The 16088-nt window shown below is 76.4% G+C and carries 15 protein-coding genes; 13 read left to right on the top strand and 2 right to left on the bottom strand.

What is annotated here, in order from left to right; all coding sequences use genetic code 11:
* Positions 1 to 7: 7 nt before the first annotated feature.
* Positions 8 to 583, bottom strand: a complete 576-nt coding sequence (locus tag AA0005_RS08685; RefSeq protein WP_413453016.1) for a CueP family metal-binding protein — start codon at positions 581 to 583, stop codon at positions 8 to 10.
* 125 nt (positions 584 to 708) lie between these two features.
* On the opposite strand from AA0005_RS08685, the gene AA0005_RS08680 reads away from it, so the two are divergent.
* Positions 709 to 1704: an asparaginase gene (locus tag AA0005_RS08680; RefSeq protein WP_413453015.1), complete on the top strand. Its 996-nt coding sequence runs from the start codon at positions 709 to 711 to the stop codon at positions 1702 to 1704.
* 6 nt (positions 1705 to 1710) lie between these two features.
* On the opposite strand, the gene AA0005_RS08675 is transcribed toward AA0005_RS08680, so the two are convergent.
* On the bottom strand, positions 1711 to 3597 hold the full coding sequence (locus AA0005_RS08675; protein ID WP_413453014.1) for a penicillin-binding transpeptidase domain-containing protein: 1887 nt from the start codon (positions 3595 to 3597) through the stop codon (positions 1711 to 1713).
* An 82-nt stretch (positions 3598 to 3679) separates the two neighbouring features.
* Here AA0005_RS08675 and AA0005_RS08670 point away from each other — a divergent pair, with 82 nt between their 5' ends.
* From AA0005_RS08670 to AA0005_RS08615, 12 genes are all read left to right on the top strand, one after another.
* The gene (locus AA0005_RS08670) at positions 3680 to 4642 is read left to right on the top strand and encodes a TIGR03885 family FMN-dependent LLM class oxidoreductase (protein ID WP_413453013.1); all 963 of its coding nucleotides are present in this window, start codon (positions 3680 to 3682) and stop codon (positions 4640 to 4642) included.
* Between the two features lie 139 nt (positions 4643 to 4781).
* Positions 4782 to 5489, top strand: coding sequence for an alpha/beta fold hydrolase (locus AA0005_RS08665; protein WP_413453012.1), 708 nt, complete (start codon positions 4782 to 4784; stop codon positions 5487 to 5489).
* Between the two features lie 87 nt (positions 5490 to 5576).
* The gene (locus tag AA0005_RS08660) at positions 5577 to 5918 is read left to right on the top strand and encodes an ArsR/SmtB family transcription factor (protein WP_413453011.1); all 342 of its coding nucleotides are present in this window, start codon (positions 5577 to 5579) and stop codon (positions 5916 to 5918) included.
* The gene (locus AA0005_RS08655; protein ID WP_413453010.1) at positions 5915 to 6397 is read left to right on the top strand and encodes an SRPBCC domain-containing protein; all 483 of its coding nucleotides are present in this window, start codon (positions 5915 to 5917) and stop codon (positions 6395 to 6397) included. The genes AA0005_RS08660 and AA0005_RS08655 overlap by 4 nt, the downstream gene beginning before the upstream one ends.
* Before the next feature lie 143 nt (positions 6398 to 6540).
* Positions 6541 to 7704, top strand: a complete 1164-nt coding sequence (locus tag AA0005_RS08650) for an FHA domain-containing protein (RefSeq protein ID WP_413453009.1) — start codon at positions 6541 to 6543, stop codon at positions 7702 to 7704.
* Positions 7701 to 8762, top strand: a complete 1062-nt coding sequence (locus tag AA0005_RS08645) for a DUF6177 family protein (protein WP_413453008.1) — start codon at positions 7701 to 7703, stop codon at positions 8760 to 8762. Before AA0005_RS08650 ends, AA0005_RS08645 begins: the two co-directional genes overlap by 4 nt.
* Complete coding sequence (locus AA0005_RS08640) at positions 8752 to 8991, top strand: hypothetical protein (protein WP_413453007.1); 240 nt, start codon at positions 8752 to 8754, stop codon at positions 8989 to 8991. Before AA0005_RS08645 ends, AA0005_RS08640 begins: the two co-directional genes overlap by 11 nt.
* A complete protein-coding gene (locus tag AA0005_RS08635) occupies positions 8988 to 10316 on the top strand; it encodes an EsaB/YukD family protein (RefSeq protein WP_413453006.1) in 1329 nt (442 codons plus the stop codon). The genes AA0005_RS08640 and AA0005_RS08635 overlap by 4 nt, the downstream gene beginning before the upstream one ends.
* The gene (locus AA0005_RS08630; protein ID WP_413453005.1) at positions 10316 to 11122 is read left to right on the top strand and encodes a hypothetical protein; all 807 of its coding nucleotides are present in this window, start codon (positions 10316 to 10318) and stop codon (positions 11120 to 11122) included. The genes AA0005_RS08635 and AA0005_RS08630 overlap by 1 nt, the downstream gene beginning before the upstream one ends.
* The gene (gene eccCa / locus AA0005_RS08625) at positions 11119 to 15087 is read left to right on the top strand and encodes a type VII secretion protein EccCa (protein WP_413453004.1); all 3969 of its coding nucleotides are present in this window, start codon (positions 11119 to 11121) and stop codon (positions 15085 to 15087) included. Before AA0005_RS08630 ends, eccCa begins: the two co-directional genes overlap by 4 nt.
* Complete coding sequence (locus tag AA0005_RS08620) at positions 15077 to 15436, top strand: hypothetical protein (protein ID WP_413453003.1); 360 nt, start codon at positions 15077 to 15079, stop codon at positions 15434 to 15436. The genes eccCa and AA0005_RS08620 overlap by 11 nt, the downstream gene beginning before the upstream one ends.
* Entirely contained in the window at positions 15433 to 16059 is a 627-nt protein-coding gene (locus AA0005_RS08615; protein ID WP_413453002.1) for a hypothetical protein, read from the top strand. Before AA0005_RS08620 ends, AA0005_RS08615 begins: the two co-directional genes overlap by 4 nt.
* Positions 16060 to 16088 lie beyond the last annotated feature (29 nt).

Genomic DNA, 16088 nt, shown 5'->3' with positions numbered 1-16088 from the left:
AGCGGAGTCAGGTCAGCTGGAGCGTCGTCAGGCAGGTCGGGTCCTCCTCGCCGGTGGCGACCGGGACCTCACCGGTGCGGCCGTCGTGGGTGACCTCGAGGACGCCCTCGACGTCGCGCGGCAGCCAGAAGCCGGCGAAGCCGTTGGCGAAGGTCGTCGTCGCCTCCTCGAGGAGCACCTCGCCGTCGGCCGTCGTGAAGGTCACCTCGATGTCCGCCTCGGCGAGCTCGCCCTGGCAGGTGGTGAGCGAGTGGAAGTAGCACTCGTGGCTCGCGTCGACGTAGGGCGCGACGGAGAGGTAGAACTCGTCCTCGGGCAGCGCGACGGCGAGCTCCTCGGTGCCGTCGGAGACGAGCAGCTCGTCGGGGCGCACGGAGGCCATGAGCTCAGTGGGGCGGTCCGCCCCGCCGAGCCGGTCCAGGTGGTCGACGATCTCCCTGCCGCTCATCCCGTCGAGGCCGTACTCGGCGAGCAGCGGTGCGGGTTCCGGGGCCGCGGCGCTCTCCTCCGCGGGGTCGGAGCAGGCGGACAGGGTGAGCAGCAGCGCGGCGGTGGCGGCCACGGCGGGCGAGAATCGTGCCATATGTCGAGTGTGCGGGAGGCGCCCGCTGCTCGTCCCGGGCCCTTGGTCCCGCGGAGAATCCGACTCTCGGCGAAGGGGGTGGGGGCCGGTCGGGCGGCGCCGGGCGCGGGTGACATCCTGGGCGGATGCAGCCGATCCTCGCCGTTGCCGCGATGGGCGGGACCATCGCGATGACCGCCCCCGAGCCGGACGCCACCGCCCAGCCGCGCCTCGACGCCGTCGACCTCGTCCGCGGCGTCCCCGAGCTCGCCGAGCTCGCCGCCGTCCTGGCCACCTCCGTGTGCACCAAACCCTCGGCCTCCGTCGACGTCGCCGACGTCCTCGCGGCCCTCACCTGGGCCCGGGCGCAGGTGGACGACGGCGCGCGCGGCGTCGTCGTCACCCACGGCACCGACACGCTCGAGGAGACGGCCTACCTCCTCGACCTCGTGTGGGACCGGCCCGAGCCGCTCGTCGTCACCGGCGCCATGCGCCAGGCTGACCTCACCGGCACCGACGCGCCCGCCAACCTCCTCGCCGCCGCGCGCGTCGCCCTCGCCCCGGAGGCGCGCGAGCGCGGCGTCCTTGTCGTCCTCAACGACGAGATCCACCTCGCCGCGCGGGTGACCAAGGAGAGCTCGACGGCGCTCGACACCTTCACCTCCCCCGGCTTCGGTCCCGTGGGGCGGGTGCAGGAGCGCCGGGCCCGCTTCTCCTCCCCCGTCCCCGTCCGGCCCGCCCCGCTGCCGCCGCCCGAGGCGGGGCCGGTGGACGTCGCGCTCGTCGAGGCGCCCCTCGCCGACGACGGCCGCATGGTCCGCGCGCTCCTCACCGCCGGCTTCCGCGCCCTCGTCGTCGACGGCAGCGGGCTCGGCCACGTCTCCGCGGCCACCTCGCGCGAGCTGGCGACGGCGGTGGGTGACGGCGTCGTCGTCGTGGTCGCCTCCCGCACGCTGCGCGGGGGCACGGGACGGGCCACCTACGGGTACATCGGCTCGGAGGCGCAGCTCATCGAGGCGGGGGTGCTCATGGCCGGGGAGCTGTCCGGGCGCAAGGCGCGGCTGCTGCTCCACGTGCTCCTCCACGCCGGGTACACCGGTGCGGAGCTGGCCGCGGCGCTCGAGGAGCGCTCCCTCGTCTGAGCCGGCTCAGCGGGCCAGGGTGGTGAGCAGCTGCTCGAGGAGCGGGCCGGCGGTCTGGGCGCCGGAGACGCCGGTCTCGACGAAGACGGCGACGGCGAGGTCGCCCTGCGCGGCGACCATCCACGTGTGGGTCTCGTGCGCGCCGCTCTCGTCGGGGTTGCCGAACTCGGCGGTGCCGGTCTTCGCGAGGACGGGCTCGCCGGGGACGTCGGCGAGGAGGATGCCCGAGCCCTCGCTGACGACGGCGCCCATGAGCTCGCGCAGCTGGGCGGCCTCCTCCTCGGTGAGCGGCCGGGCCGGCTCGGCGGCTGCGGGCCCGTCGTCCGCGTCCGCGACGAGCTGGGGGACGACGGCGTGGCCTGCCTGGACCGACGCCGCGACCGTCGCCATCGCCAGCGGGCTGGCGAGCACGCGGCCCTGGCCGATGAGCGAGGCGGCCTGCTCGGTCTCGCTCTCCGGGGCGGGGACCTGGCCGAGGTAGGCCGGGAAGCCGAGCTCGCGCTCCACCCCGATGCCCAGTGCCTCGGCAGCGGCGGCGAGGTCGCCGTCGTCGAGGAGGTCGCGCTGGGACATGAGCGCGGTGTTGCACGAGTGGGCCAGGGCCGTGCGGAAGGGCACCTCGCCGAGCGCGGAGGCCGGGTAGTCGTCGTAGTTGGTGAACTCGCGGCCGTCCACGGTGAGGCTGGGCGAGCAGGTGACGACGTCCTCGGGGGCGAGGCCGGCGCGCAGCAGGGCGAGGGAGGTGACGACCTTGAAGGTGGAGCCCGGGGCGTACTGGCCCGCGGTCGCCGCGTTGAGGCCCCCGTTGCCCGGGCCGTTCGCTGCGGCGAGGACCTCGCCGGTGGAGGGCCGCAGCGCGACGATCGCGCTGGCCGAGTCCTGCGTGTCCGGGCTGGAGTAGAGCACCTGCTCGGCGGCGGTCTGCACGCCGAGGTCGAGGGTGAGGCGCAGGTCCTGCGGCTCGGTGCCCTCGGCGGTGAAGAGGGTGCGGCGGGCGTCGCCGGCGCCGACGGCGGCCACCTCGATGTCCGGGGTGCCGCGCAGCTGGTCCTCGAAGGCGGCCTGCAGGCCCGACAGGCCCACCTCGTCGCCGGCCCGCACGCGGCCCTCGGAGGCCTCGACGACCTCCGCCGTCGCCGGCCCGACGCGGCCGAGCAGCTCCCGGGCGAACTCGCGGGTGGGGGCCAGCGGGATCTCGTCCTGGACGACGCGGGCGCCGGGGATGTCGGTGAAGCCGGGAGCCACCGTGCCCTCGACGTCCTCGGGACGCAGCACGATCGCCTCGACGAAGGCGCGCGGGCCCATCGACTCGGCGCGCTCGCGGAAGGCGGCCGGGTCGACACCCAGGGCGGTGGCCACCTCCTCGGCGCGCTGGCCCACCTCGGCCTCCTCGACGAGCGTCTTGTCCAGGCCGTAGCGGCCGACGGGACGCTCGGTGACGATGAGCTCGTCGTTCGCGCCGAGGACGGCGGCCCGCTCGGGCAGGGTGCGCACGACCTCGAGGCGCTCGTCGGCGGTGAGCTCCGGGGCGAGGACGGCGGGGTCCCACGCGAGCGCCCAGCCCTCCTCCTGCTCCACGAGCTCGGCGCTCGTCGTGTAGGCCCACTCGTGGTCCTCGATGGTCCAGGTCCACGCGAGCTCGACGCTCGCGTCGTCCTCCTCGCCGCGGGTCACCTCGCCGGCCTCGACCGTGAGCTCGTAGTCGGCCAGCGGCGCGAGCTGCTCGACGGCGGCGTCAGCGCCGGCCGGGTCGGTGAGCGTGACGCCGTCCAGCGTGCGGTCCGCGAGCGCCGCGGCGAGGCCGGAGGCGGCGTCGTCGAGCCCGTCGTCGTCGGAGCCGGAGCAGGCGGTGAGGAGAAGCAGGGCACTGACGAGAGCGAGGCGCCGGATCACCCGGGCGAGTATTCCCGGCCGCGTCCGTGCCGGGCAAGGCCCTCCGGGTGCCGCGCAAGGCTGCGGACGCTAGACAGGAGGCATGCCTCGCTACGGTTTTCACGCCTCCCACGAGCAGATCGCCCCGTCCCAGCTGCTGCGCGACGTCCAGCAGGCCGAGCGCGCCGGTTTCGACATGGCGATGTGCTCGGACCACTTCGCCCCGTGGTCGGCGCGGCAGGGGCACTCGGGCTACACGTGGTCCTGGCTCGGCGCCGCGCTCGCCACGACCGGGCTGCGCCTGGGCACGGTGAGCGCGCCGGGCCAGCGCTACCACCCGGCCGTCCACGCGCAGGCGTCCGCGACGCTGGCCGAGATGTTCCCCGGCCGCTTCTGGGTGGCACTGGGCAGCGGGCAGAACATGAACGAGCACGTCACCGGCGAGAAGTGGATCGGCAAGGACCTGCGCCAGGAGCGGCTCGAGGAGTGCGTCGAGGTCATCCGCCGCCTCCACGCGGGTGAGGAGCTCACCTACCGGGGCCGCCACGTCACCGTGGAGCGCGCCCGCCTGTACTCCCTGCCCCCGCAGCCGCCCGCCCTCCTCGCACCGGCCCTGTCCCCCGCCACCGCCGCGCGCGCCGCCCGCTGGGCCGACGGCCTCATCACCGTCAACGCCGAGCTCGAGTCGGTGCGCGAGATCGTCGCGGCTTACCGGGAGGGCGGCGGCACCGGCCCGCTCGCCCTGCAGGTGCACGTCTCCCTCGCGCCGACGATGAGCGAGGCCCGCGACATCGCCCGCGACCAGTGGCAGAACAACACCTTCCCCGAGCCGATCGCCCACGACACGGCGACCCCCGAGGACTTCGACAAGATCGGCCGGTACGTGCCCGACGACGTCATCGCCGGGGCCGTCATCGTCACCGACTCCGTGTCCGGGCTCGTCGAGCGGCTGCGCGAGTACGAGGCGCTCGGCTTCGAGGAGATCTACCTCCACCACGTGGCCCAGGACCAGGCCCCCTTCCTGAAGATCGCGGAGGACAAGCTCCTCCCGGCCCTGCGCGCCTGACCCCTTCTCCGCCGAGTACGCACCTACGGTCACCCAGCAGCGGCCGGACGGGCCGTGCAGTGACCGTAGGTGCGTACTCGCGTTGGGGGCGACGACGGGGCGGCGGTGAGTTTGCCCCGGCCCGTCGGTCTGTTCCTCCATGGCTACCTTCATGCTGCTCCCCGGCGCAGGCGGCTCCGGCTGGGTCTGGCACCTCGTCGCCCGTGAGCTCGAGGCCCGCGGCCACCGCGCGGTCCCCGTCGACCTCCCCGCCGGGGACGACGACGCCGGGCTGGCCACGTACGTCGACACCGTCGTCGCCGCGGTGCCGCCGGGTGCCGACGACCTCGCCGTCGTCGCCCTGTCGATGGGCGCCCTGACCGCCCCGCTCGTCTGCGAGCGCCTCCCTGTGCGGCTCGTCGTCCTCCACAACGCCATGGTCCCCATGCCCGGGGAGACCGGCGGAGACTGGTGGCGGGTGACCGGCCAGCACGACGCGATGGTCGAGCACGCCCGGAGCATCGGCCTGAGCGAGACGGACCTGGAGGACGAGGCCGTCCTCTACGGACACGACGTCCCGCCGTCGCTGTTCGCCGAGGAGGGTGAGCGGGGCGGCGACCAGTCCAGCCGCCCCTTCGCGGAGCCGTGGCCGCTCGCCGCGTGGCCTGACGTGCCCACCCGCGTCATCACCGGGCGCGACGACCGCCTCTTCCCCCGCGACTTCCAGCACCGCCTCGCCCGCGAGCGCCTCGGGATCGTGCCCGACGACGTCGACGGCGGCCACCTCGCCGCCCTGAGCCACCCCGAGCAGGTGGCCGGTCTGCTCGACCGCTACGCCAGCGAGCTTTTCGCCCCTGTAGCCGGCTGAGCCACCCCCGGGCGCACGGAGGACCAGCGGGCGCAAGGTGCGCGAGGGACCTTGTTAGGTGACTGTTTGGTCACCTATGCTGCCGGTGTGGACGACGACCTCGTGTTCAAGGCGCTGGCGGACCCGGTCCGGCGGCTGCTCCTGGACGCCCTCTTCGAGCGCGACGGGCGTGCGCTCGGGGAGCTCGAGGCCGTCGTCGCCGAGCACGTCGAGATGACGCGCTTCGGCGTCTCCAAGCACCTGCGCCTGCTCGAGGCGGCGGGCCTGGTGACCACCCGCAAGGTCGGCCGGGTCAAGGAGCACTACCTCAACCCGGTCCCGGTCCAGCAGATCCACCGCCGCTGGATCGGCAAGTACACCGACAGGGCGCGCACCGCTGACGCCCTCATCGATCTCAAGGAACGTCTCGAGGACAAGGACCCGTCATGAGCACCGACGTCATCCACACGATCTACATCAACGCCCCGGCCCAACGCGTCTGGGACGCCATCACCACCTCCGAGTACACCAAGCAGTGGGGCTACGGCGGGGAGGTCGAGATCGACCCGCGGCCCGGCGGCACGTACCGCAACCTCTCCACGCCGGACATGGTCGCCTTCGGCATGGGGCCGGTCGCCATCGAGGGCGAGGTCGTCGAGATCGACCCGCCGCGCCTCCTCGTCCTGTCGTGGAGCCCCACCTGGCGACCGGGCGCGCCGGCGACCCGCCTCACCTGGGAGCTGACCGAGTACCCCAACGGCCAGACGAAGGTCGTCCTCACCCACGACGTCAGCGCCGCGCCCGACCAGGCCGAGGAGCTCAACGGCGGCGGCGACCCGGAGGGCGGCGGCGGTGGCTGGCCGTGGTCGCTGTCCGGGCTCAAGACGCTGCTGGAGACCGGCCGGCCCATGGACGCCCCGGCCGCCTGAGCCCTCGGGCTCCACAGGAGGGCGGTGCGGGCTGGGCTGATACCCGGGATCGCGCCTCCGTGTGCCACTATCGTCCCGGCGCTCGGGGCACGCCTCGCCCGGCGCCGGTGTCGTGCCTATCGAGGGAAGGGCAGAACGGGTCGATGACGGTCGCTCCTGCGGTCACCTGCGGCGTGTGCGCACACCCCCTGGGCGAGCCGACCGACCGCTGCCCCGCCTGCGGCGCCCCCACCGGCACGGCGGCGCCCGTGGCCCCCGGGGCACTGCCCACGCTGCTCGCCGGGTGCGTCCGGGCCACCGGCGGTGCGCGCGCCCTGGCCGTCGTCGTCGACGCCGTGGTCGCGGTGGCCCTCGCCGCGCTGGCCCTCCTCGACCCCGTGCTCGGCGTCGCCGCCGTGCTCGTGCACGTGCTCGGCACGCTGCTCGCCCTCGCCCTCACCGGGCGGACTCTCGGCGGGCTCGTCGCCGGGCTGCGCACCGTCGACCTCTTCACCGGCGCGCCCCTCTACGGGCGGGTGCTGACGGCGTCGGGCGGGGACGGCGTCACCCTCGACGTGCGCCGGGGCCGCGACCCGCTGCGTACCGCCACCACCGGCCACACCGCCGGGCGAGCCAGTGGCTCCCGGTCACGCCGGGCCGCCGCCCAGCCGCCCGCGGCCGCTGCCCAGCAGCCGACCCGCGCTGCGGCACCCCAGGCTCCCGCACCGCCCTCACCCGCAGGCTGGGCACCGACTCCACCGGAGAATCCGGCTCTCGGCGCGGGTGGCGCGGGCGGGCCGGCGGAGTCCGGCTCTCGGAGAGGGGCGGGCGCACCGGCCAGCCCCACACCGGGCGCTGGGGCGTCGTGGGCGCCGCGCCCCGCCGCACCCGCGGCCGGCACCGCGTCGCTGCCCGTGACGCCTCCCGCCACGACGCCTCCCCCCGCGCCCGGCCGGCACGCCGAGCCCGCGCCGTCCCAGCAGCAGGGCGGCCTCACCCTCGTCACGGCCGACGGCGGACGGCACGTCGTCGTCGGCACCGCCCTGCTCGGACGCAACCCGCAGCCGCGGCCGGGTGAGCAGGTCGACGGCCTCGTCCCCCTCACCGACCTCGCCCGCACGGTGTCCAAGACGCACGCCGCCCTGCGCTGGGACGGGCGCACGGCCTGGGTCACCGACCGCGCCTCGACGAACGGCACCTTCGTCACCGACACCGCGGGCGTCACCCGGCGGCTCGAGGCCCACGCCGAGACCGCGGCGGAGCTCGGCTCGACGCTGCACCTCGGCGACGTCGTCCTCACCCTCACCGGCGAAGGAGTCCAGCGATGAGCGTGCCCCACCCCGGCCAGGACGGCTACGCCGCCGGCGCGCTCGTCTCCGAGACGCGCGCCGAGGTCGCCTACCTCAGCGAGCTGCGCGCGGACCTCGTCTCCCGGGCGGCCACCGAGGGCCACCGGGTCATCCTCGTGAGCGACGAGGTCACCCGCCTCACCTACCCGATGCGCCAGCTGCTCCTCGACACCGGCGGCGGCTGGGCCGTGCGCGGCATCGACGGCACGCTCCGCGACGGCCTCACCGGGCGCCGGCTGAGCCGGGTCTCCGAGGTCCTCGACGCCACACCGATCCGCGCGCAGGAGGACGTCGCCGTCCGCTACCTGCGCCCCGCGCCCGCCCAGGCCGTGCAGCTCGTCGTCTCCCAGTCCGTGCGTCACAAGGCCGCCGACACCACCCTCCTCGGCGGGACGGCCGAGATCCTCTCCCAGGAACTCCTCGGCGCGGCACCCGCCGGCTGGGGGCCCTACGAGCCGGCGCTGCGCCGCTGGGACCGCGGCGCGCTCACCGAGCTCGTCCGCGGCCGCGCGCCGCAGGACACCGCCCTCGTCCTCAGCGGGGACGCGACGCACCCGCTGAGCGGCACCCTGCAGCTGCACCGCACCGCCGAGGGGCTGGAGGAGACCACCCAGCTCCTCCTCGGCGTCGGCGCCCCCGGCAGCGACGCGACCCGCCGCGCGCTCGAGGCCCTCCCGGGCGCCTTCGCCACCCTCGCCGCCCACCACATGCCGCTGTTCGGGCTCGTCATGGCACGCACCGGGCGCCGCGACCTCACGCTCGACTCCCTGCTCTCGGCGCCGCCCACCGCGCTCGGGATGCTCATCGGCCCGCCCGGTGTGCGCGAGCTCGGCCTCGCCGTCACCGATCTCGCCGAACGGTTCGACGCGCGCGTCGTCGGCCGCCCCCGCATCCCGGGCCTGTACTTCCCGCTCGGCGGGCTCGGCGAGCCGGGCTGGGACCGGCTCGACGCCGTCGTCGCCCACCTCGGGCGCGACCGTGTCCAGGGCATCGTCGACATCGCCGGAACCTGGATGGAGAGCACCCGTGCCCGCTGACTCCGACGCCCTCCTCCTCGAGTCCGCGCGCGTCCGGCGCCAGCGCCTGCGCGCCGCCTTCCTCCACGGGGACCTGCGCAGCCGCCGCCTCACCCGCGACAACGTGCGCCGCTTCGTCGGCAGCACGGTCATCGCGGCCCTCGCCTGCGCCGGCTGCGCCGGCTGGTCCTTCATCCAGGCGAACACCGACCGCCCGCTCTTCGGCCAGACGGCGGAGGGGCAGCGGTGAGCGACTACACCCGGCTCACGCTCGTGGGCACCACCCACCGCGCCGACGTCGTCGTCCCCTCCACCGAGGAGCTCGGCGCGATGCTCCCCGAGCTCCTCGAGCTGCTCCGCGAGGAGCCCCAGGACCTCCCACAGACCGTCGCGCTCGTCCGGGTCACCGGGGAGCAGGTCGCCCTCGACGCCGACGCGGTCACCCAGCGGCTGCGCGACGGCGAGGTGCTGCGCCTCGTGCGCTCCGCCGACGCGCCGCCGCCCCCGCAGGTCGCCGACGTCACCGACGCGACGGCGGACCGGCTCGGCGAGCGTGCCGACCGCTGGACCGTACGCACCCGCCAGGCCGTCACGGCCGTCGTCGTCGGCCTCGCGGTCGCCGTCGCCGGGCTCCTCCTCGCCGGTGTCCCGCTCCTCGACCCGACACCGCAGGGCGCCGTGGGACTGCCTGCCGTGGGCGCGGCTGCTGCCGTGGCGGCACTGGCCTCCGCCGCGCTCGGCCGCGCCGGGCGGCGCTACGCCGGGACCGTCCTCCTCGCCGTCGGCCTGGGGCTGGTGCCCGCGCTCGTCGTCTCCGCGGGCACGCTCTTCACCGGGGAGGTCACCCTGCGCCTCGGCGTCCTCGCCGCGTGGGTGGTGCTCGGCGCGGGACTCGGCATCGGCCGCTCCTCGCGCGGGGCCCTCACCGGCGCCACCGCCGGCATCGTCCTCACCGTCCTGGCCACCGCGCTCGACGTGCTGCTGCCGGCCACCGAGGCCGACGCCGTCGTCGCCGCGGTCACCGCCTTCCTCGCCGGGCTGCTCCCCTGGTACGCCATGGCCTCCTCCGGCCTCACCGCACTGGACGACCAGGCGCTCGACGGCGCGCCCCCCGCCGCCGGGCGGGTGCGCGACACCCTCGAGGACTCCTACCGCTCCCTCACCTGGTCCACGGTCGCCGTCGCGCTCACCGCGGCGTGGGCGACGAGCGGGCTGCTCACCTCCGGCCAGGGCATCGCCGCGGTGCTCGGGCTGCTCGTCGTCGCGGTGCTCGCGCTGCGCAGCCGCAGCCTGCCGCTGCGCTGGCAGGTCGTGGCGATGTGGGCCGGCGTGGCCGTGCCCCTCGTCGTCGCCCTCGCCGGTCCGGTGGCGGCCCACGACACGCTGCTGGCCGCGGCCGTGGCCGCCGCGGTGGCCGCCGTCGTCGCCGTCGCCGGCGCGCTGGAGCCCTCGGGCCGCCAGCAGGCGCGGCTGCGCCGCCTCGGCGACCTGGCCGAGCTGCTCGCCGTGCTCGGCGTCCTCCCGCTCCTCCTCGGCGTGCTGGGCGTCTACGGCCGGCTGCTGGAGACCTTCTGATGCCGGCCCTGGCCGACCCGCTGCGCGTCGCGACGGGCGCCCCCGCGCTCCTGCGCCGGCTCACCACGGCCGACGGGGAGCTACGCCGGGCCGTGCCCACGAGCCGGCGCCTGTCGATCCTCCAGGCCGACGGCGGTGCGGGCGCCACGACGACGACGGCGCGCCTCGGCGCCGCGCTCGCCGTCCGCCGCCACGGCGAGGTGCTGCTCGTCGACGCCGCGCGCGGCGGTGGCGCCCTCGCCGCCGCCGCCGGGCTCAGCGACCCGCCCTCCCTCGCGCACGCCGCGCGCCGCGCCGCCGGGGCCACCCGCGCCGGGCAGCTCCGCGACCTCGGCCCGCGCACCGCGTCCGGTCTCCTCGCCGTGGGCGACGGCGCGGCCCCCGCCACCCGGGCGGACTGGGTGCCGGTCATCAGCGGCGCGGGACGGTTCTTCGACGTCGTCCTCACCGACTGGGGCGTGCGCGACCTCCCGCAGGGACGCGAGGTGGCCGCCTCGTCCCACGCCGTCGCCATCCTCGCGCGGGCGGACCGCGGGCCGGCCGAGCGCGGCCTCGCCCTGGCCGCCGCGCTCGCCGCCGACGGCGCCGCACCGGTCCACCTCGTGCTCGTCGACGTCGGCGGGACGGGCGGGGCGAGCGCCGCCGTCGTCGCGGACCTGGCCCCCGTCCCGGTCCTGCGCCTCCCGCATGTGGCCGCCCTCGGCGCCGGCGGAGCGGCCGCGGCACGGCTGGGGCTCAGTGCCCGGGCCGCCTACGCCGCGGCGGCCGCCGCGCTGCTGCGCGCGTCCCTCGGGGAGGCGGCATGACCCTCGAGCAGGTGCACCGCCCGGCCCGTGTCGTGCCCCCGGTGGCCGACGCCGAGCCGGTCGCCGTCTCCCCGCCGCCGCCGCTCGGGGAGTCCGGCGGCGGCCTGCCGCTCCAGGCGCTCCTGCCGGTCGTCGGCGCGCTCGCGTCCATGACGATGATGATGGTGCTGCGCAACAACCCGCTGTTCGTGCTCCTCGGCATCGTCATCCTCGTCGTCGCGATCGTCGGCGGGGTGGGCATGGCACTGACCCAGCGCGGGCAGGCCGCCCGCAACCGCCGCACGCAGCGCGAGCGGTACCTCGACTACCTCGAGTCCCTGCGCGGGGACCTGCGCGAGCGGGCCGACCGTGTTCGCGAGCACGCCCGCAGCGTCCACCCCGACCCCGCCGCGCTGCCCGACGTCGTGCGCAACCCGGCGCGCCGGTGGGAGCGCCGCCGCGCCGACCGCGACTTCCTCCACCTGCGGGTGGGGACCGGTGACCGGGCCTGGTTCCCGGTGACGCTGCCCGAGGACCCCAACCCCACCCAGCCCTTCGACCCGACGATGCTCGCCGAGGCGGAGGGCATCGCCCAGCGCTACGCGACCGTCCACCAGCTGCCCGTGCCGGTGCCGCTCGACCTCGCCGGGGAGGTCGCCGTCATCGGCCCGCGGGAGCAGACGCTGGCGGTCGCCCGCGCCCTGCTCGCCCAGGCGCTGGCCCTCCACGCCCCCGACGACCTCGTCCTCGCCCTCACCCACTCCCCCGAGCGCGCGGCCGACTGGGCCGCGCTCGGGGCCGTGCCGCACCTCGTGGACGACGAGCTGCTCGACGGCCCGGTGCCGGTCCGCCGCGTCACCCCCGACCTCGCCTCCCTCATCCGGGTCGTCGGCCCCGAGCTCGCCGAGCGCGCCCAGCGCGTGGCCTCCGCCCAGCGCAGCTCCGCCGGCCCAATCGCCCGCTTCGGACCCCGCATGCTCGTGCTCGCCGACGAGCACGGTGAGGTCGCCGGCACCCTGCCGCACGTCGACGAGGCGCTCACCCCGGCGGCCCTCGGCGTCACGGTCGTCCACCTCCTCGCCGACCGCCTCGACGAGCCCTCCGACGTCGCCGTGCGCGTCACCGTCGACGCCGCGGGCGCGCTGACGGTCGAGGACCTGCGCGAGGAGGGCACCCCCGCCGTCCACGCCGTCCTCGACGACGTCCCGCCCGCCCTCCTCGAGGGCCTGTGCCGGGCGCTGACCCCGCTGCGGCTGAGCGTGAGCGAGACCGAGGAGGCCACGCAGGCCGCCATCGGCGTCGGCGACCTCATCGGCATCGGCGACCCGACCCGGCTGGACCCGGCGGCCGGGTGGCGGCCGCGCTCCTCGCGCGACTTCCTGCGCGTGCCGATCGGCCTGGACGACGCCGGCCGGCCGGTCCTGCTCGACCTCAAGGAGTCCGCCCAGCTCGGCATGGGCCCGCACGGCCTGTGCGTCGGGGCGACCGGCTCGGGCAAGAGCGAGATGCTCCGCACGCTCGTCGCGGCCCTCGCGCTGTCCCACCCGCCCGAGGACCTGTCGATGATCCTCGTCGACTACAAGGGCGGGGCCGCCTTCGCGCCCTTCGCCACGCTCCCGCACGTGGCCGGGATCATCGACAACCTCGCCGACGACGCCGGCCTCACCGAGCGGGCCCGCGCCTCGATCGCCGGGGAGGTGGTCCGCCGCCAGCAGGTGCTCCGTGACGCGGGCAGCTCACCGTCGATCACCCACTACCGCGAGCTGCGGGCCACCAGCCGCCCCGACCTGCCCGCCCTGCCCCACCTCCTCGTGGTCATCGACGAGTTCGGCGAGCTGCTCACCGCGGACCCCGACTTCGTCGACCTGCTCCTCACCATCGGGCGCATCGGCCGGTCCATCGGCATCCACCTGCTGCTGTCCAGCCAGCGCATCGAGGCGGGCAAGCTCCGCGGCCTGGACACCTACCTGTCCTACCGCCTGGGCCTGCGGACCTTCTCCGAGGCCGAGAGCCAGGTGGTCCTCGACTCCCCCGACGCCTTCCACCTGCCCGCCGTCCCCGGCTTCGGCTACCTCAAGGTCGACACGACCGTCTACCAGCGCTTCCGCGCCGCCTACGTCTCCGGGCCGGTGCACGTGGCACCCGAGCCCACGACCGAGCACACCCCGCGACCGCTGCGGCTGCCCGTCTACCAGGGCGTCGCCCGGCTCAACGGGCTGGACGACGGCGACGCCTCCGCCGAGCCGGAGCTCGTGCGCCCGACCACCGGTGCCACGCTCGTCGACGTCATCGTCGAGCGGCTCTCCGGCGCGGCCACCCCCACCCGCCCGGTGTGGCTCGACCCGCTGCCCACGACCGTCGCGCTCGGTGAGGTCCTCGGGCCCGTCGGCCACGTGCCGGGCCGCGGCCTGCAGGCGGAGTCCGCCCGCGGCGGCCTGCGCGCACCGCTCGGCGTCCTCGACGACCCCGGCCGCCAGCGCCAGGAGCCGTGGACCCTCGACCTCACCCGCGCCGGCGGGCACGTGGCGATCATCGGCGCCCCGCAGTCGGGGCGCACGACCCTGCTGTGGACGCTCGCCGCGTCCCTCTCCCTCACCCACACCCCGCGCGAGGTCGCCGTCTACGGCATGGACCTCAGCGGCGGCGGCCTGGGCCGCATCCAGTCCTTCCCGCACGTCGGGGGCGTGGCCACCCGCGCCAGCCGCGAGCGGCTGCGCCGGCTCCTCGAGGAGCTCCACGGGATGCTCGCCCAGCGCGAGCGGGTCTTCGCCGCCCACGACATCGACTCCCTGGCGATGCTGCGCGCCGAGCACGCGGCCGGGCGGGTGCCCGAGCTGGCGGCCGCCGACGTCGTCCTCCTCGTCGAGGGGATCGGCGCGACGCGCACGGAGTTCGAGGAGCTCGACGAGCCGCTCACCGAGCTCCTCCAGCGCGGCGGGAGCTACGGCATCCACGTCGTCGCGACGATGACCCGCTTCAACGAGCTGCGGATGAACACCCAGTCGCTCGTCGGCACCCGGGTGGAGCTGCGGCTCAACGACCCGGCCGAGTCGAGCATCGGGCGCAAGCTCTCCGCGACGCTGCGCGCCGACCAGCCCGGGCGGGTGCTCACCGAGGACCAGCGCTTCGCGCAGGTCGCCCTGCCCGTCCTGGAGACCACGGACGACGACGCCCGCCCGGTCGGTGGCGCCGTCGAGGATCTCGCCCACGCCGTCGCCGAGGCCTGGGGCGGGCCGGCCGCCCCGCCGATCCGGCTGCTGCCCACCGAGTTGTCCCCCGCCGAGCTGCCCGACCCGCTCGACGAGCCCGACGCCGTCCCCCTCGGCCTGCGCCAGGACACCATGGGCTACGAGCTGCTCGACGTCACCGGACGCGACCAGCACCTCCTCGTCTTCGGCGACACCCGGTGCGGCAAGACGACGCTGCTGCGCGGGGCGATCACCGGCCTCGTCGACCGTGCGACCCCCGACGAGCTCGTCGTCGCCGTGTGCGACGTGCGCGGCGGCCTGGCCGAGGTCTGCCCCGAGGAGTACCTCGGCGGGCTCGCGACGAGTGCGCCGCTCGCCTTGTCGCTCGCGACGTCGATCGCCGCGGAGCTGGAGAACCGCACCGGCAAGGGCCCGGTGACCGGCCCGCGGATCGTCGTCGTCGTCGACGACTACGACATCCTCGCCTCCGGCGGGACCGACCCGCTCGGCCCGCTGCGGCCCTACCTGCCCGCAGCCCGCGACCTGCGCCTGCACGTCCTGCTCACCCGTCCCGTGGCCGGCGCCTCCCGCGCCCTGTACGACCCGATCCTCCAGGCGCTGCGGGACACCGGCGGGACCGGCGTCCTCATGGCCGGCGACCGCAGCGAGGGCCAGGTCTTCCCCGGCACCTACGCCGAGGCGCTGCCCGCGGGCCGCGCCAAGGTGCTGCGCCGCGGCGAGCGGCCGCACCTCGCCCAGTTCGCCCTCTTCCCGGAAGGTGGCCCCCATGCCTCGTGAGATCGTCGTCCTGTCCCCCACCCCGCCGGACGTCGAGGCGCTCCTGCGGGCCGGCGCGGCCGTGGACGACCAGCTGCGGGTCCGCACCCTCTACGGCGGCGCGGTCCACGAGCTGTGCACCGGCGACGGGACCGGGGACGACGCGGTGCTCAGCGTGTGGCAGCCCAACGACGTCGCCAACCGCGCGGAGATCGGACGGCTGCTGCCCGACGCCCCGAGCCTCCCCGACCCGGTGTGGTGGGTGGAGGCCGTCGCCCCGTGGGGCGAGCGCGGCAGGGTCGGGGTGGCCGTCGCCTACGAGCTCGCCGCCGTGCTCGGCGGCGCGTGCGTGGTCCAGGACGGCGAGTGAGCGTCGTCGTCCCGCCCGAGGCACGCCGCTGGCTCGACGCCCCCGTGCCACCCGGCGCGCGCGTCACCGTGGCGGGCGTGGCCGGCGGCGTCGGCACGACGACGGTCACCGGGCTGCTGTGGTGGGCGTTGACGACGTACGGGCACCGGCGCGTGGCCCTGCTCGACCACGGGGGCGGCTCCCTCGCGGCCCGGCTCCCCTCCGCCCCGCCCGTCCCGGCAGCGGACCTCGAGCTGCACGACGCCGGGTCGCTGGTGGGCGCGGCGGCACACCTTCCCGGCGCGTGCGTCCTCGTCTGCGGGGCGCACGCGGCCGGCCTGACGGCGGCGGCCACGGCGGTCCGGGACGGCGGGGCGCACGGGCGCTGCGTCGTCGTCCCCGTCGCCGTCACGGGCACCGCGCTGCCGGGTGCCGCACTGCTCGCGACGGCGCGCCGGCTCGGGCTCGACGCCCCACTCGTGCCGCTGCACCGCAGCCGCGCGCTCGCCGCCGGCGGTGACGTCCCCGGCCCGGAAACCGCACGATCGCTGGCCGACGCGCACCGGGCCGGCGTCGCCGTCGCAGCGGAGACCATGCGCGTGCTCGTGTCCATGGGGACCTCTCCCCATGCGAAACACGGCTGATCCCTTGGTCCCTCCCCCGGGCCTGTGTC

This window comes from Georgenia phoenicis (assembly GCF_047302425.1).
Taxonomy (GTDB): Bacteria; Actinomycetota; Actinomycetes; order Actinomycetales; family Actinomycetaceae; genus Oceanitalea.
The sequence above is the reverse complement of the archived record's forward strand: the minus strand, read 5'-3'. Positions and strand labels throughout refer to the sequence as shown.

What these genes read in the sequence shown, in the direction of transcription:
- AA0005_RS08685 (WP_413453016.1), bottom strand. Translation starts at nt 583, where the DNA reads ATGGCACGATTCTCGCCCGCCGTGGCCGCCACCGCCGCGCTGCTGCTC.
- AA0005_RS08680 (WP_413453015.1), top strand. Translation starts at nt 709, where the DNA reads ATGCAGCCGATCCTCGCCGTTGCCGCGATGGGCGGGACCATCGCGATG.
- AA0005_RS08670 (WP_413453013.1), top strand. Translation starts at nt 3,680, where the DNA reads ATGCCTCGCTACGGTTTTCACGCCTCCCACGAGCAGATCGCCCCGTCC.
- AA0005_RS08665 (WP_413453012.1), top strand. Translation starts at nt 4,782, where the DNA reads ATGGCTACCTTCATGCTGCTCCCCGGCGCAGGCGGCTCCGGCTGGGTC.
- AA0005_RS08655 (WP_413453010.1), top strand. Translation starts at nt 5,915, where the DNA reads ATGAGCACCGACGTCATCCACACGATCTACATCAACGCCCCGGCCCAA.
- AA0005_RS08650 (WP_413453009.1), top strand. Translation starts at nt 6,541, where the DNA reads ATGACGGTCGCTCCTGCGGTCACCTGCGGCGTGTGCGCACACCCCCTG.
- AA0005_RS08645 (WP_413453008.1), top strand. Translation starts at nt 7,701, where the DNA reads ATGAGCGTGCCCCACCCCGGCCAGGACGGCTACGCCGCCGGCGCGCTC.
- AA0005_RS08630 (WP_413453005.1), top strand. Translation starts at nt 10,316, where the DNA reads ATGCCGGCCCTGGCCGACCCGCTGCGCGTCGCGACGGGCGCCCCCGCG.
- eccCa (WP_413453004.1), top strand. Translation starts at nt 11,119, where the DNA reads ATGACCCTCGAGCAGGTGCACCGCCCGGCCCGTGTCGTGCCCCCGGTG.
- AA0005_RS08620 (WP_413453003.1), top strand. Translation starts at nt 15,077, where the DNA reads ATGCCTCGTGAGATCGTCGTCCTGTCCCCCACCCCGCCGGACGTCGAG.